Annotated in this window: 19 protein-coding genes; 8 read left to right on the plus strand and 11 right to left on the minus strand. The window is 41.2% G+C overall.

All coding sequences use genetic code 11. The annotated features are described in order from the left end of the window. Positions 1-314: 314 nt before the first annotated feature. The 6 genes from WKK05_RS24940 to WKK05_RS24965 form a co-directional block, all read right to left on the minus strand. A complete protein-coding gene (locus tag WKK05_RS24940; RefSeq protein WP_341525737.1) occupies positions 315-830 on the minus strand; it encodes a R3H domain-containing nucleic acid-binding protein in 516 nt (171 codons plus the stop codon). Then, positions 827-1978, minus strand: coding sequence for a membrane protein insertase YidC (gene yidC / locus WKK05_RS24945; protein WP_341525738.1), 1152 nt, complete (start codon positions 1976-1978; stop codon positions 827-829). The genes WKK05_RS24940 and yidC overlap by 4 nt, the downstream gene beginning before the upstream one ends. Positions 1979-2145: 167 nt before the next feature. Next, on the minus strand, positions 2146-2547 hold the full coding sequence (locus WKK05_RS24950; protein WP_341525739.1) for a PH domain-containing protein: 402 nt from the start codon (positions 2545-2547) through the stop codon (positions 2146-2148). After that, positions 2534-2956 carry a ribonuclease P protein component gene (gene rnpA, locus WKK05_RS24955; protein ID WP_341525740.1) on the minus strand — a complete coding sequence of 141 codons (423 nt, stop codon included), beginning with the start codon at positions 2954-2956 and terminating at the stop codon, positions 2534-2536. Before rnpA ends, WKK05_RS24950 begins: the two co-directional genes overlap by 14 nt. Positions 2957-2982: 26 nt before the next feature. Continuing rightward, complete coding sequence (rpmH, locus tag WKK05_RS24960; RefSeq protein ID WP_341525741.1) at positions 2983-3117, minus strand: 50S ribosomal protein L34; 135 nt, start codon at positions 3115-3117, stop codon at positions 2983-2985. 150 nt (positions 3118-3267) lie between these two features. After that, the gene (locus tag WKK05_RS24965) at positions 3268-3873 is read right to left on the minus strand and encodes a DUF2808 domain-containing protein (RefSeq protein ID WP_341525742.1); all 606 of its coding nucleotides are present in this window, start codon (positions 3871-3873) and stop codon (positions 3268-3270) included. Positions 3874-4721: 848 nt separating this feature from the next. On the opposite strand from WKK05_RS24965, the gene WKK05_RS24970 reads away from it, so the two are divergent. From WKK05_RS24970 to WKK05_RS24985, 4 genes are all read left to right on the plus strand, one after another. Continuing rightward, positions 4722-5894 (plus strand): Re/Si-specific NAD(P)(+) transhydrogenase subunit alpha, encoded by a 1173-nt coding sequence (locus WKK05_RS24970; RefSeq protein ID WP_341525743.1) that lies wholly within the window; start codon positions 4722-4724, stop codon positions 5892-5894. Between the two features lie 111 nt (positions 5895-6005). Then, positions 6006-6299 (plus strand): NAD(P) transhydrogenase subunit alpha, encoded by a 294-nt coding sequence (locus tag WKK05_RS24975; protein WP_100900811.1) that lies wholly within the window; start codon positions 6006-6008, stop codon positions 6297-6299. Beyond that, positions 6296-7702, plus strand: coding sequence for an NAD(P)(+) transhydrogenase (Re/Si-specific) subunit beta (locus WKK05_RS24980; protein WP_341525744.1), 1407 nt, complete (start codon positions 6296-6298; stop codon positions 7700-7702). The genes WKK05_RS24975 and WKK05_RS24980 overlap by 4 nt, the downstream gene beginning before the upstream one ends. 248 nt (positions 7703-7950) lie before the next feature. After that, complete coding sequence (locus WKK05_RS24985) at positions 7951-8685, plus strand: hypothetical protein (RefSeq protein ID WP_341525745.1); 735 nt, start codon at positions 7951-7953, stop codon at positions 8683-8685. 38 nt (positions 8686-8723) lie between these two features. On the opposite strand, the gene WKK05_RS24990 is transcribed toward WKK05_RS24985, so the two are convergent. Next, on the minus strand, positions 8724-8942 hold the full coding sequence (locus tag WKK05_RS24990) for a hypothetical protein (protein WP_341531293.1): 219 nt from the start codon (positions 8940-8942) through the stop codon (positions 8724-8726). On the opposite strand from WKK05_RS24990, the gene WKK05_RS24995 reads away from it, so the two are divergent. The 4 genes from WKK05_RS24995 to WKK05_RS25010 all read left to right on the plus strand — a co-directional run bounded on the left by WKK05_RS24995 (position 8917) and on the right by WKK05_RS25010 (position 10212). Next, entirely contained in the window at positions 8917-9147 is a 231-nt protein-coding gene (locus WKK05_RS24995; RefSeq protein WP_341525746.1) for a type II toxin-antitoxin system HicA family toxin, read from the plus strand. The two genes, WKK05_RS24990 and WKK05_RS24995, sit on opposite strands and share 26 nt — an antisense overlap. Then, positions 9134-9352 carry a type II toxin-antitoxin system HicB family antitoxin gene (locus tag WKK05_RS25000; protein ID WP_341525747.1) on the plus strand — a complete coding sequence of 73 codons (219 nt, stop codon included), beginning with the start codon at positions 9134-9136 and terminating at the stop codon, positions 9350-9352. The genes WKK05_RS24995 and WKK05_RS25000 overlap by 14 nt, the downstream gene beginning before the upstream one ends. A 309-nt stretch (positions 9353-9661) precedes the next feature. After that, entirely contained in the window at positions 9662-9916 is a 255-nt protein-coding gene (locus tag WKK05_RS25005) for a type II toxin-antitoxin system ParD family antitoxin (protein ID WP_341525748.1), read from the plus strand. After that, the gene (locus WKK05_RS25010; RefSeq protein ID WP_341525749.1) at positions 9913-10212 is read left to right on the plus strand and encodes a type II toxin-antitoxin system RelE/ParE family toxin; all 300 of its coding nucleotides are present in this window, start codon (positions 9913-9915) and stop codon (positions 10210-10212) included. Before WKK05_RS25005 ends, WKK05_RS25010 begins: the two co-directional genes overlap by 4 nt. A gap of 298 nt (positions 10213-10510) precedes the next feature. On the opposite strand, the gene WKK05_RS25015 is transcribed toward WKK05_RS25010, so the two are convergent. The 4 genes from WKK05_RS25015 to petN form a co-directional block, all read right to left on the minus strand. After that, positions 10511-10867, minus strand: coding sequence for a hypothetical protein (locus tag WKK05_RS25015; RefSeq protein WP_341525750.1), 357 nt, complete (start codon positions 10865-10867; stop codon positions 10511-10513). 28 nt (positions 10868-10895) lie between these two features. Continuing rightward, positions 10896-14030, minus strand: a complete 3135-nt coding sequence (locus tag WKK05_RS25020; RefSeq protein WP_341525751.1) for a GAF domain-containing protein — start codon at positions 14028-14030, stop codon at positions 10896-10898. A 189-nt stretch (positions 14031-14219) separates the two neighbouring features. Next, entirely contained in the window at positions 14220-14381 is a 162-nt protein-coding gene (locus tag WKK05_RS25025) for a hypothetical protein (protein ID WP_341525752.1), read from the minus strand. Positions 14382-14388: 7 nt separating this feature from the next. Further along, positions 14389-14478, minus strand: a complete 90-nt coding sequence (gene petN, locus WKK05_RS25030) for a cytochrome b6-f complex subunit PetN (protein WP_071589177.1) — start codon at positions 14476-14478, stop codon at positions 14389-14391. Between the last annotated feature and the right edge of the window lie 278 nt (positions 14479-14756).

Here is a 14756-nt window from a genome sequence, read left to right on the forward strand (position 1 = left end):
TGTAAGATATCCTGACGAAAAATTTATTTTAACTCTCAGCAATTCTGCTGGCACTACATTTTTATTTTAGCTTTTAGGGACAAGATAAATTTTGTAATTTTATAAGTCATGAGTTGTGAGTTATGAGTTTTTAATTAACTCCTAAATTCTCACAACTTATTTCTACCTTTATTACTAACTCCTAAATTAAAAGTGTTGAGTTAATAGTCAAAAGTCAACGGTCAAGAGTCAAAAGTAAAAAGTTAGTTATTTCTTGAGCTGCTACCTCATCTCTTCCGGCTCTCTCCTGTTTCTATGCCTCTCTAGTTTTTAACTTATTCCAAGGTAGCCGGACGCACAACTAGATGGCGATGCGGCTCTTTACCACGACTAAAAGTTTCCAAACCTTCAAAGTCTTTCAAGAAAGTATGAATTTGACGGCGTTCAGCTGAACTGAGGGATTTGATTTCCACTTCTCTACCAGAAAAACGCACTTCGTCAGCAGCAGCTTCAGCTAAGGAATGGATTTCCGCTTGTCTTTTGACACGGTAGCCATTCAGCTCAATCGTGTAGGATGCTTGCTCTTCCTGTGGTTGGCTCAAATTTAGAACCGAATTAGCTAGATACTGAATTGCATCTAGTACAGAACCATCAGCACCTATTAAAACTTGGATTTCTTCTGCTGACAAATTGGTTTGATTAATCGTCAACCAGTAATTATCTGGTTCTTGGGAATCGCCGTCTTGAGATTGGGCAGTTTCTAAATTACCCTCAATTTCAGCAGATATCCCAGTGAGTTCCAGCAGTGTTTTTAACCACTGCTGGCCTCGCTGCATGGGATTATTGATCATGATCCCCCTGTTGCCTTCTTTTTAGAACTTTTTGGTTCAAAGGGCAATGCCTTTTGTTCTGCGGTTGCTGTCTCTTTCTCTTGAGTAGCTACAATTTTTTGTAGTTCCTCTGGTAAAGGTTCACGAGAAAGAATATAGGTTTGCAGTGTCTGGAAAATATTACCAATCACCATATACATCAGCACCCCAGCGGGTAAGGGGAAGAACAAAAACATCCCAGAAAAGATAATTGGGGTGATTTTGTTAACGGTGTCTTGTTGTGGGTTGCCACCACTGGAATTTTGCCCAGAGAGCATTTGGCTAACATAAAGGCTGATTCCAAAAAAGACGATCATGGCGACAATATCCCAGTGGATTGTGCCATCTGGATCATTCGCGCCAACCCTGCCTAAAGCATCTATAAACAGAAATCCTTTATCTGCTGCTAGTCCTGGGATTGTGCCTTGAATCGTGACATCTCCAGGCTGTAAGGCTTCTATGTTCCCCTCAGCATCAATTTTGATCCGATCTTCCCCTTTGGTGATTTTCCATTCGGGAATCAACTTGTTTTCTGGATGCTCTGCTAAGAGTACCTGAAATGGTTTACCTTGAGTAGTCTGATATTGTAACTTCGTGTGTTCTCCTACTGCTAATTTGTTCCCACTGGGAAGGATAGCAGCTACTTGAACGTGTTCCCCATCAGCAACGTAAATGTTTTGAGGAGCAGTAGCGAAGGCTTGCGGTTGAATTTGCTCGATTTGTTCAGAGGGTACAACTTGCAAGTTAACAGAATAGTTCACGCCAGCAAAAGGCGAACCTCGTAAAGTAGCAAACAGTGCTAACAATACTGGCATTTGCAACAGCAGTGGCAAACATCCTGCTAAGGGGTTGCCAAATTCTTTTTGGACATTAACCATCTCCTCTTGCTGTTTTTGCGGATCATCCTTATAGCGCTCTTTGATTTCTGCCATCCGCTTTTGCATTAGAGGTTGTACAATTCGCATTTTCCGCATATTGCGAATTGAGCCAGCACTCAGGGGATAGAGCGCGAAGCGGATTATCAATGTTAAGGCAACGATCGCCAATCCGTAGCTAGGCACAACACCATAGAAAAAGTCTATGATTGGCAGCATCACGTTGTTCGAGAGAAACCCGATACCAAAATCCATTATTCTGAATTCAACCTGAGGTACTGTAAACTGACTGAATCTAATTTATCTAAATCATCATTTATCTGCGACTATGCTTCGCTACGGATAGCCGCACAAAGGGAGTTATGAGTTATAAGTGCTGAGTTAGGAGTTTAGAGTTACTATTCTCTCCCCTGCTCCCTGCCCTACTCCCCTGACTTGTTAGCAGCGCCACTATATTGGGGATTTTTAGCAGCAATTTTTTCATTAATGTAGTCATAAACTTCCCGGAACTTGGGAACTGCTCGCAATTCGAGGCGACTACCATTTTTTAGAGTCAATACCATGTCTCCCCAAAAGCCAATGCCGCGGGGAACTTTGACGACTTTTACAATTTCTGAATAAATCACGTCAGTGCGATCGCGCCCCTGCCAACCTCCCGTCACAGTAATGCGGCGATCGGTGATGCGGAAGCGCAGCCACAATGCCCTGACTATTGCCCCGACTGTCAATGGTATCCCAACGATAGTAAGCCCTATCAACAGGTTTACAATCAAATCCCCAATGTGGGGGCCACCCTCATAATATACGTCTTCACGAATGCCCATTGAACACCTCGGCTTGTGCCAACAACTGCTCTAATTCTTGCAGAAATCGTTGGCTTACGCACTTAGATTCTGCTGCTGTGGGTTTCACAATGACCACTAGCCGCCATCCAGGTGATAATTTGGGCAGCAATTTATAGAAAGCAGCACCAATCTGCCGTTTAATCCGATTGCGAACTACTGCCCTCTTACTGACTTTTGTACTAATTGAAATGCCAATTTGGGTACTAGCAAGAGGTGCTGAGTCAGTTGGTTGTGTACTTTCGGTGGCAGCCTCCAAGGAAGGTTGTTTTACATACGGCGGTTTTAAGGCTCTTAGTGTTAAATAGGAACCATTTTGCCGAATTCCTTTTTGGAAAACTGCCTGAAAATCTTTTCGAGATTTTAGCCTATTTGCTTTGGGCAAAGCCACAGCCGCTCTTTATAGCTTGATTTGGCCTAAACGCTTAGACGGTGACGTCCCTTTTTTCTCCTGGCGCTGATTACGTTTCTGCCATCTGGTGTCCGCATTCTGGCACGAAAACCAGAGGTTCTTTTTCTCTTACGGCTAGTACCGCCCAATGTTCTCTGCATACTGTTCTCCTCTAACGCGATTATTATAAAAAATCACAATCTCTTATTGTATCACTTTACGCGCAAAAGGGATAGCTTTTGGGAAAAGAGTTCAGAGTCTATAGTCCACGAGTCCAAGATTTTTTGACCCTTGACTATTGACCCTTGACTTTAAGAAATACTCAAAATCCAAGTTCCCAGGTAACGTAGTAGTGGTACATCTCCAGGAGAGAGAATCTGGCAGTTGAAATAGTAAACTCCGCCAAAGGCTGGGTTCCGCACGTTAGATAGTACCACCTCAACCTTGCTACCTGCTGGGACAGGCTCTTGGGGGAAAATATTAATCAATTTGCCTTCTTTATCCCATTTCACTTCAGAAAGGGCAACTTTTTTACCTTTAACCCGTACCTCAATTTGTTTGGGATCAAACCTTCCTTTGTAATAATCAGGATAAGTAATGGCAAATTGAGCAACTGCCAACTTCATCTTTTTTTCTGGAATTCTTAATATATATCGATCCGTGCTATTGGTTTGTCCGCCAAAATCTAACCGGAAAGGTAACTGATTATCACTCTTAATACCACTAAACAGCGTGAATCCGGGTAAGCTTTGCGCCCAGGTTATTACCGGAAATCCAGTTAGTACACAGCTAGTTACGGCTAAAGCAGAGAGAAGTCGCAGCGGTGAGACAGCTTTATAGGAGGGTCTCCCCCCGCAGGCGACTGCTAACCCAGAGGGCTGCTGTCGAGATGAACTTCGGGAAAGTAAACGTTGCATAGTGAGGCTCCTCTACCAATATATAAATCCGTTATCTAGATAACTGAAAGTTAGTACTCGTAACTAAACTTTACTACTGACTTCCTGACAATAGACGTTAAATGGCCATAAAATGTGCCATATTCTCTGAGCATTGGCTAGCAGTAAAGCTACTTAGTAATATATTTAACGTTGATTGAATTTTTCATATTACCTTTGCACAGTAAAGATTCTGTTAGCAACTTGGTCAAATTTGAACTAGATAGAAACACAGTTGGGATTGGATTGTGTTTCAGAATATGTATAAGTGTATCTAAATTTAAGATTTTTGTTATAAAAATTGAGCGATGTTATCAGCGATCGCCACCTATCTTGAGATAGATTGATTAAAATAAGCTTGAAACAAAGTAGTAATCGTTAAAATTTAATTTGGAACTATCAAGCTTAAAAAATTTGATGAATATTGCACTATATAAACAAAGAATGCCAAAAATTATTCAATTCCTAAAATAAGCTGAAGACAAAGATGCAAAATTTAGGAATCAACTTAGGATGTGCAATATGTAATTCTGTTTGCAACTATCTGAAAACTGCGACATTTGCAAGCGGGAAGTCTAAATGTATGCTTCCAAGAAGTCTCAGCGCCGACATCCGGTGATTATAACTTCGGTCAGCGCTCAAAACTTTACAAAAAAGTAAGGCTTTGCTAGAAGAACTAAGAGTGGGAGAGGAAAGGTTCAAGTTCAATCTATTAGTAAAAGTCATGGCTGATAGTTCCCACCCAGGCACTATGAGAGGTGTGGGACATCCATCATCCAGGCAATCGCTTACTTGGTAGAGATTAAATATATTTATCTCCAGGAGATTTCATGAGAATAGCTGTAGCTAAAGAAATTGAAGTTGGTGAACGTCGTGTGGCATTAATTCCTGACACCGTTGCCCGTTTGGTAAAACAAGGTTTGGAAGTTTGGGTGGAAACAGGTGCAGGAGAGCGCTCATTTTTTAGCGATTCTGCCTATGAAGCAGCAGGAGCCAAAATTATCAGCGATACTGTCACATTATGGGGCGAAGCAGATATTTTACTTAAAGTCAGTCCACCTGAAGAACGAGAAGACGGACGCTCAGAAATTGACTTACTCAAGGAAGGAGCTGTCTTAGTCAGCTTTCTCAATCCCTTAGGAAATCCTGTGGTGGCGCAGCAACTGGCGAATCGCAAAGTCACAGCCTTGAGTATGGAAATGATCCCCCGTACCACCAGGGCGCAAAGTATGGATGCTTTGTCCTCGCAAGCTTCTTTGGCAGGCTATAAAGCAGTACTGATTGCTGCTGCGGCATTACCAAAATATTTCCCAATGTTAACTACAGCCGCAGGAACGATCGCGCCAGCTAAAGTATTTATTATGGGCGCTGGTGTAGCAGGATTACAAGCGATCGCCACCGCTAGACGCTTGGGAGCAGTGGTAGAAGCCTTTGATATTCGTCCCGCAGTCAAAGAAGAAGTGCAAAGCTTAGGGGCAAAATTCGTTGAAGTCAAACTAGAAGAAGAAACCGTCGCTGCTGGCGGTTACGCCAAGGAAATTTCTGAAGCTAGCAAACAACGTACCCAAGAAGTTGTCGCTGAACACATCAAAAATTCTGATGTCGTAATTACCACCGCTCAAGTTCCTGGGAGACAAGCACCACGACTCGTTACAGAAGAAATGGTGGCACAAATGAAACCAGGTTCAGTGATTGTGGATTTGGCTGCTGAACAGGGTGGTAACTGCGCCTGTACTGAGCCTGGTAAAGATATTGTGTGGAATGGTGTAACGATTATTGGCCCGATCAATCTCCCATCATCAATGCCAATCCACGCCAGCCAATTGTATGCCAAGAACGTTACGTCATTAATTCAACTGCTAATCAAAGATAAAGCTTTGCAGGTGGACTTTAGCGACGACATCGTTGATGCAGCTTGTGTTACCCATGCAGGTGAAATTCGCAATCAACGAGTGCGGGATGCACTACAAGCATCGAATTCTCAACAACCAGCCGTTAATTAGGGAGCGGGAGAATGGGGGAGATTAGCGAGTGAGAGAGCAACTAAGAATATCCATTCCCAATTTCCCAGTCCCCAGTCTCTAGTCCCCAGTCCTAAAAGGAGTTTTTATTTCATGACAGAGGCATTACTTGCTGCTTTGTTTGTATTTGTTTTGGCATCTTTTATTGGCTTTGAAGTCATCAACAAAATACCCCCGACTCTCCACACGCCATTAATGTCAGGCTCAAATGCGATTTCTGGCATTGCGGTACTGGGAGCAATAGTTGCTGCTGGTGCGAGAGACACAAGCGTGTCAGTAATTCTCGGTTTGATTGCTGTGGTACTAGCAACAGTCAACGTTGTGGGTGGTTTTTTAGTCACAGACAGAATGTTGCAAATGTTCAAGAAGAAGGAGATTAAGGCGTGAGCGACTTTTTACCAACTGGCATTCAGCTGACGTATTTAGTCGCTGCATCGTTATTCATTCTGGGCTTGAAAAAGCTGGGATCACCTGCTACAGCGAGGAACGGTAATATCGTAGCGGCTGTAGGGATGCTACTGGCAATTGTGGCAACAATGCTCGATCAGCACGTATTGAACTACGAGATGATATTGTTGGGTTTGGCAATTGGATCGGGAATTGGTGCGATCGTTGCCTACAAAGTCCAAATGACCGAAATGCCCCAAATGGTGGGTTTACTTAACGGTTTGGGTGGTGCAGCTTCGGCATTAGTAGCTGTTGCCGAATTCTGGCGGTTATTAGATAGTTCTCAGCCGATACCGCTAGATGTGAACATTTCCATGCTGTTGGACGTTTTAATCGGTGGTGTTACCTTCACAGGTAGTTTTTTGGCCTTTGCCAAATTGCAAGGTTTAATCAGCGGTTCCCCGATTACGTTTCCTTTCCAGCAACCATTTAACCTCTTACTTCTGGGTGCTTATATAGTAGGCAGTGCCTACTTAATCATCACACCAGATAGCTTACCCATATTCTTGGGAGTGGTTGGCGTTTCATTGGTGTTGGGCGTAATGTTCGTCATCCCCATTGGTGGCGGCGATATGCCAGTAGTAATCTCGCTGTTGAACTCGTTGTCAGGTGTGGCGGCGGCGGCGGCTGGGTTCGTGGTGATGAACAATATGTTAATCATCGCTGGGGCTTTGGTAGGAGCATCTGGCTTAATCCTCACTGAGATTATGTGTAAGGCGATGAACCGCTCCTTATTTAGTGTGTTGTTCAGCGCTTTTGGTACAGGATCTAGTTCTGCTGGTGGTGGTGCTAGTGGTGGTGCAACCGATCAAAGCGTCCGCAGTATCGATCCTGAAGAAGGAGCGATGATGTTGGGTTATGCCCGTTCTGTGGTGATTGTGCCTGGTTATGGTATGGCAGTTGCTCAAGCGCAACATAGCGTCCGGGAATTGTCAGATCAGCTAGAAAAAATGGGCGTTGATGTCAAGTATGCCATTCACCCTGTTGCTGGGAGAATGCCGGGGCATATGAATGTGTTGCTGGCGGAGGCAAATGTGCCTTATACCCAGTTGTATGACATGGATGATATTAATCCCCAGTTTGATCAAGCAGATGTGGCTTTAGTAATTGGGGCAAATGATGTGGTAAATCCGGCGGCGCGGAGTGATGCAAATAGCCCGATTTATGGTATGCCAATTTTGGAAGTAGATCGGGCGAAGCAGACGATTGTGATTAAGCGCGGCATGAGTACGGGTTTTGCCGGTGTAGATAATGAGTTGTTCTACAAGGATAAAACTACGATGCTTTTTGGTAGCGCTAAGGATATGGTGTCGAAGTTGGTTTCGGAAGTGAAGCAACTTTAAACGAGCCGCAAAGGGCGCAAAGGGCGCGAAGTAAAGAATTTAGACAGTTGGCTTGCCTTGGGGGTGTAATGCTTCTTAGGCAAGTTTTTTTGTTGGATAATTACCTCATGCAAAGAATAGAAAGGTTATTTATTATAGATTTGATAATTTAATAAAATTTTCAGTTTTGTTATTTTACTTGACATTCTATGTATGCTCAATTACTTTTGACTAACAAATTTTAATTTTAGAAGTAAAATTACAAAGTTATGTTCAATCAAGACTTTTTTAATGATAAGCTTCTTAAAAAAAGAGTCGATGTATTTTATGGATATGGTAATTATAAAGAAAATTATTGGTTTATTGGTATGGAAGAAAGAGGAGAAGACTTTCAAGATATTCATAAAAGAATAAATATATGGTCAAACAGGGGCAAATATGAAATAGATGATGTTGCAGAATATCATATAGATATGGGAACATGGGACGAAAGAATACAACCAACATGGAATAAATTGATTCGCATTGTATTGAGTGCTAAAGAAAAAGAGAATATTGATTTAGAAAAGGTTCGTAAATATCAAATAAACGAACTGGGTAGAAAAGATAAGGAGACTTGTTTATTAGAATTATTCCCTCTACCGTCACGATCTCTTAAGGATTGGATCTTTAATCCTCCCCATACTCAACTTTCTTTTTTATCTAATAGAGCTACCTATGAAAATTATTGTCTTGAGAAGCGAATAAATTATATTAGTCAGAGAATAAAAGAACATCAACCTAAAGCGGTTATTTTCTACGGTGTGGGATATGAGTATTATTGGAGAAGAATAACTGAAAAAATAACTGATGTTGAGTTTTCACCAACTTCAGAAGGTTTCTTAATTTGTAAAAATAGTCAGACTGTGTTTGTTATAGCTAAACATCCTGTAAGTAGAGGTTTAACAAATGAATATTTCCATAATATTGGTAGATCAATTGCCACTAAAATAGCGGAAGAATAATTATTTGTGTAGTTTGTGGTTCCTTAAAAAAATGCTAGCTAAAACTCCACAGTGCGATCGCTTACTTTATTCTTGACACGTGGTCGCCTAATTGCACCTTTACAATAAAATGCGATCGCATAACCTATTTCATTGGAAATGCGATTGCACTGGAATCGTCTTGGAGTATCGCATCCCCCGATTTGCTGTAAGTGCGATATCTTGGGATTAATAAAGCGTCTAGACCTGACAATGCCAAAGACAATCAGGGAACTCAAACAAATGTTGGTAAGAGCGAATTTTACAGAAATCCCAGGTAAAGGAAGTCATACAAACTGGATACATCCTTTATATGCAGGAAAACTCACGGTTTCTGGTAAAGACAGTTCAGACGCAAAACGCTATCAAGAGAAAGACGTTCAAGAAGCAATTCAAGAAGTAGAAGAAAAACAGCGAGAGAATCAAGAAGATGAGCAAATTTAAATATCAAATGCTAATTCAATGGTCTGATGAAGACAACTGCTTTTTAGTCGGATTCCCCGATTTTCCTGGACAGCCTTTTCGGACGCATGGCGATAGTTATGAGGAAGCTGTTGCAAATGGTACTGAAGCATTAGAGTCACTGATAATGGCTTATGAAGCCACCGGGGAAGCACTTCCAAAACCGACCGTTTGTAAGGTAGCTTAAATGGGTAGTGCGTTGATCAATAATAAAGTGACTCGCTTGTTTTGTATCGCCTAACCTAACTTTATCGTCAAGCTGATCGCTCTCTTCTTCCTCTGTGTTATCTGCACCTCTGTGGTTCGTTAAAAAGAGCGATCGCTTGCTTTTTTTTGAAATGCGATCGCCTAATTTCATCTTCATAACAAACGCGATACTCCTACGGAGTCACTTCGTGAACACATTAATCTTTCAGTTGAAAACTGAGCTGTATTCCTTCGTCAAGTCAATTAGCGATAAAATTTGAATATAGTCAAGTTAGTAGAGTTATTTAGAATGAATATTTCCCTCAAACCTGAGCATGAGCAGTTTATTCAATCTCAAATTCAAGCTGGGAGATATGCTAATGCAGAAGAAGTTATGAACGAAGCATTCAAATTGCTACAAGCACGAGAACAACGTTTGGAAGAACTTCGACAAAAAATAGTGATTGGAAAGGAAGAAATTGCTAGAGGAGAGGTTACAGATGGTGAGATAGTATTTGCTCAACTACAAGAAAAAATCAATCAAATTTCTGAGTCTCAAAAATGAGTAACTACTCGTTTTCTGATGAAGCAGTCAAAGATTTAAATACTATTTGTGAATATATTGCCCAGACTAGCCCCAGCGCTGCTAGTAAACTTTTTGATGCTATTCGCCAGAAATGCAAATTAGTTGCTGGATTTCCCAACATGGGGAAGAGTTATGAGCAATTATCTCCGAATTTACGGGGATTTAATATTGAAGAATATATTGTCTTCTACTATCCCAGAGAAGATGGAATTGATATTGCGCGTGTCATCAGTGGATATAGAGATTTGGAATCACTATTTTTAGAATTAGAGTGAAATAGCCATAGTCTAATTGCACTTTCTACAGCAAAGGTGATCGCTACCTCCTTACTGTGTGTTCTCTGCACCTCTGTGTGAGATAAAAAAGTGATATCCAAAACTGCCAAAGAGCGATCGCTTACTTTATTCTTGACACATGATCGCCTAATTGCACCTTTACAATAAAATGCGATCACATAACCTATTTCAGTGGAAATGCGATTGCCCTGGAATCGTCTTGGAGTATCGCATTCCCCGATTTGCTGTAAGTGCGATATCTTGGGATTAATAAAGCTGGATAGATACTGGGTATTCACTATCTTTCTAATTCTGCTAATGCTTCATTAATATTTAATGGCGTTTCTTGTTGTACTTCCTTCATTGCTAATATCAATCCTTCATCTTCAATCGCTTCTAATAAACGTAGATAGTCTTGAAAATCTATAATTACTTTACGAATGTTACCTTGAGTATCTGTAATTAATTCTTGGGCAAATGGGTATTGATTGGTTTTCATTTGGGTATTAGTGTTTGTAATTATAGAGAATTTGATTACCTTTACATAGTACAAGTATAGAAGATTTGGAGTAGGCGATCGCTTCGCTACGACTTTGCACGAAACAAAAAAAGCGATCGCCTGCAAAATCTCCAGCGTTAGGCGTTCGCGTAGCATTCCGCAGTAAAGGTATCGCCTTAATTATTTAAGTAACTGAGCGATTCATCGGAATCTCTATCCAAAACTCACAACCCTTCCCAGGTTCAGAAACACACTTAATTTGACCGCCGTGTTTTTCCACAATAATTTGGTAGCTAATAGATAACCCTAAACCAGTACCTTGTCCAGGTTCTTTGGTTGTAAAGAAAGGCTCAAAAATACGCGATCGCATACTCTCTGGAATACCACAACCATTATCCGCAATGCGAATCAAAGTAGAATTATTTCCTATAATTTCTGTAGTAATCAAGATTTTAGGATTGTCAACCATTTTATCAGCAGACACTGAATATTCTAAAGCATCAATTGCATTATTAAGAATATTCATAAATACTTGATTCATCTGAGCTGCGTAACAGACGACTAAGGGCAATTTACCATATTTCTTAACTACTTCAATAGCAACATAACTAGTTTTTGGTTGCAGGCGATGTTGTAATATCAACAAAGTGCTGTCAATGCCTTCATGAAGATTAATTGGCTTCATTTCTGCTTCGTCAAGTCGAGAAAAAGTACGTAACGACAGAACTAACTCACAGATACGTTCTGCCCCAATCATCATAGAAGTCAGGATTTTAGGCAAATCATCAGCAATAAAATCTAAATCTAATGCTGTTACTTGTTGTTGAATTTCCCCTTTTGGTTTGGGATAGTTTTTCTGGTAAAGATGCAGTAATTTAAATAAATTTTCTGTGTGTTCAGTAACATAAGTGATGTTACCGTAAATAAAACTAATTGGATTGTTAATTTCATGCGCTATACCAGCAACTAACTGCCCTAAACCAGCCATTTTCTCACTTTGAATCAACTGGCTCTGAGTTTGCTGCAATTCTTTGAGAGTTTCTGCAAGTTCTTCTTTTTGACGCTGAGTTTGTTCGAGTAATTCCGCTTGCTGAAGTCCTACTCCTAATTGAGTGCAAATTTGGATTAATAAATCTACTTCATCTTCTTGCCAATCACGAGGTTTGGTATTTTGATAGGCTGCTAGTAATCCCCAGAGTTTATCACCTTGGAAAATCGGCACAATCATGTATGCCCTAGCCTCTATGAACTCGCTCAGGGCAAGATAAGGAATAGAATCATTGTTGCTGTTGTGAATATCCTTAATAATGAGAATTTTACCGTTAGCAAAGTCTCCTCCTTGGGTTTTTTCCAAGTAATTATCTGCAATTACAGGTACAAGTTCCCGCTTTGGTGTCCAACCTTTGGCTAAAGACTCGGCAACAAATTCGCCACTCCAATCAGGTTGGAAGCGATATATAGTAACTCGATCAACTTCCAATAGTCGCTGAACTTCTTGAGTACTAGTGGCAAAAATAGTACTTAAGTCAAGAGACTGGCGAATTTTTTCTACTGTTGCAGCTAAAGCTTTTTCCCTTTCTGTGGCTTTCCGTTCACGTTCGGCGGCTTTTGCCAGTTGCTGGGCTTGCATCTGCACTTGTTTCAAAGCTTCTGCTTGCTGTAAAGCCACTCCTAGTTGTATGCCAACTTGTGCCAGTAAATTGATCTCCTCATCTTGCCAATAACGAGGCTGGGAATTTTGATAAGCTACCAGCAACCCCCACAGCTTATCACCCTGAGAAATTGGTACAAAAACTTCATTACGTGCATACTTGCCTGCTTGCGTTCCTTGCAAAAGAACCCGCTCTGTCACAGGCTGAGGCTTAACCATTGGTGTCCAACCATCAACAATGGAATCAGCGACAAATTCGCCACTCCAGTCAGGATAGAAGCGGTAAATTGCGACTCGTTCCACTTCCAGTAGATGGCGGACTTCTTGAGTAGCAGTATTAAAAATAGTGTCAATGTCCAAAGACCGACGAATTTTCTCTACAGTATTTGCTAGCGCTCTTTGTCGTTCAGCAGCTTTGCTGATTTCTGCTGCTTGACTCTGCATTTGCTGTAAGTATTCTGCTTGCTGCAAAGCTACACCTAGTTGAGTGCTAACTTGCGTAAGTAAGTATACCTCATCTTCTTGCCAATTACGTATTGCGGAATTTTGGTACACTGCTAGCAAGCCCCAAAGCCTTTGACCGTGGTAAATGGCCACGATTACATAAGCTCTTGCCTGATAGCTCTCTAAGACTTTTATGTAGCAGTCGTTAAAACCTGCACTGTAAATATCATTACAAATGCGGTAAACTTCACCTCTAACAAACTGACCACCATCTGTATCTTGTAAGTAAGTATCTACTACTGGAATTTGAGCTAAATCTTTAGCACTACATTCGCTGATGTTTTCACATAGTTCTGGTCGCTGCAACTGTTCGTCAATCAGGGAAGTCCAGCCCTGTGCTACAGATTCAAACACAAATTGACCACTCCAATCTGAATTAAAGCGATAAATTGCTACGCGGTCAGCATTCAGCAACTGCCTAAGTTCGGCGGTGCTTGTGCGAAAAATACTTTCTAAGTTCAGAGATTGACGAATTTTTTCAACAGTTATGGCTATGGTTTTCTGCCATTCTGCTGCTTTTTCTCTGGCTTTTGCTTGTGCTAGTTGTGCTGATTGTAGTTTCACCTGCTCTAAATAATCTGCTTGCTGTAAAGCAACTCCCAAATTTTCGGCAATTAATTGCACAAACTCAATTTCTGATGCTTCCCACTCACGAGGATTACTACACTGATGAATACACAGCAATCCCCATAAATCTTTACCTTTCATCAGTGGGGCAGCTATATTGGCACGTACTTGAAATCGTTCTAACATCTGGACGTGGCAATCACTCATGCCAGCTTGGTAAATATCAGCCATTGCTTTGATCCGACCTTGCTGATATAGTCCAGCAAACTCCGCAGCAAAGCAGTGGTCACGAAGTTTAGCTGTTAGGGTTGAACCCCATTCTGCTCCCAGATCCTCATAAATAAATTCTCCTTCCCATCCCAAGTCAGGATAAAAACGAAAGACAGCAACCCGGTCAGTTTTCAGGAGTTGGCGTACTTCTGTAACTGTAATTTTGAAGATGGTTTCTATATCTAGAGACTCGCGAATGCGGGCAATTACTCCAGATAAAGCTTTTTTTTTCTCACTTTGCTGATGCGCGGTGAGTTTTTTGTCTGATTGAGATTCTTGCTGCTCTAAATTCGCTTGTGTGGGTTGTACAGTAGAGGCGTTTTCCATTCCCAGTAGGACTTTGAATATTGAAAGTCTTCTCTCTTATAATTCCCTCAACGACTGGAAAGGTAACAGTATTACTAGCGATCGCGTAGCGTCTCCCTCTTGGGAGAATCGCCTCTGGTGCTGCATAAAATAGTGTAGGGACATGATATTATCATGTCCCTACAAAAAACCTGTTCAAATACGAGTGAATTATCGCCGCTTGCGAGGGGTGTTGCGGGTGACACGTTTTTCTTCTTCTCGACGGCGGCGATCGCGCCAATCTGCCACGGTCAAATAACCAACACCACCAGTGACTGCTAGCAGCAGCACAACGGCAACTAAAGCCAAAATACTCAGGAATGGACTTTCCACGATTCCCCTACAGTCCGTTACGTCCCCAAACTACCATTGCAATTGACCAAGTGAATACAGCTAGTAGTGATACCCAACCCAGTGTCAAAATCTCCATAGTCCTACTTCTTAATTAATTTACAAAATGTCTCTAACTATCATCATACTGGGAAAGGGGAGTTAGAGGGATCAGATTTTTTTGTCAATCACCTTGATTATGCAAGCTCGGATAATGCTTAATTATCTAAAATTTTTTGGCTTGCAGCGTCTACGATATCAGTTCTAATGATCAGTGTTCAAGTGAATCTGACATAACTTAGTTTTTTATGCACTTATAAATAAGACATTATGTTTTATCGATAAGCTGACGCCTACTCTGAAGAGAAAGGTAAAAAA

Origin of the sequence: Nostoc sp. UHCC 0302, assembly GCF_038096175.1 — a bacterium.
Lineage (GTDB): Bacteria > Cyanobacteriota > Cyanobacteriia > Cyanobacteriales > Nostocaceae > UHCC-0302.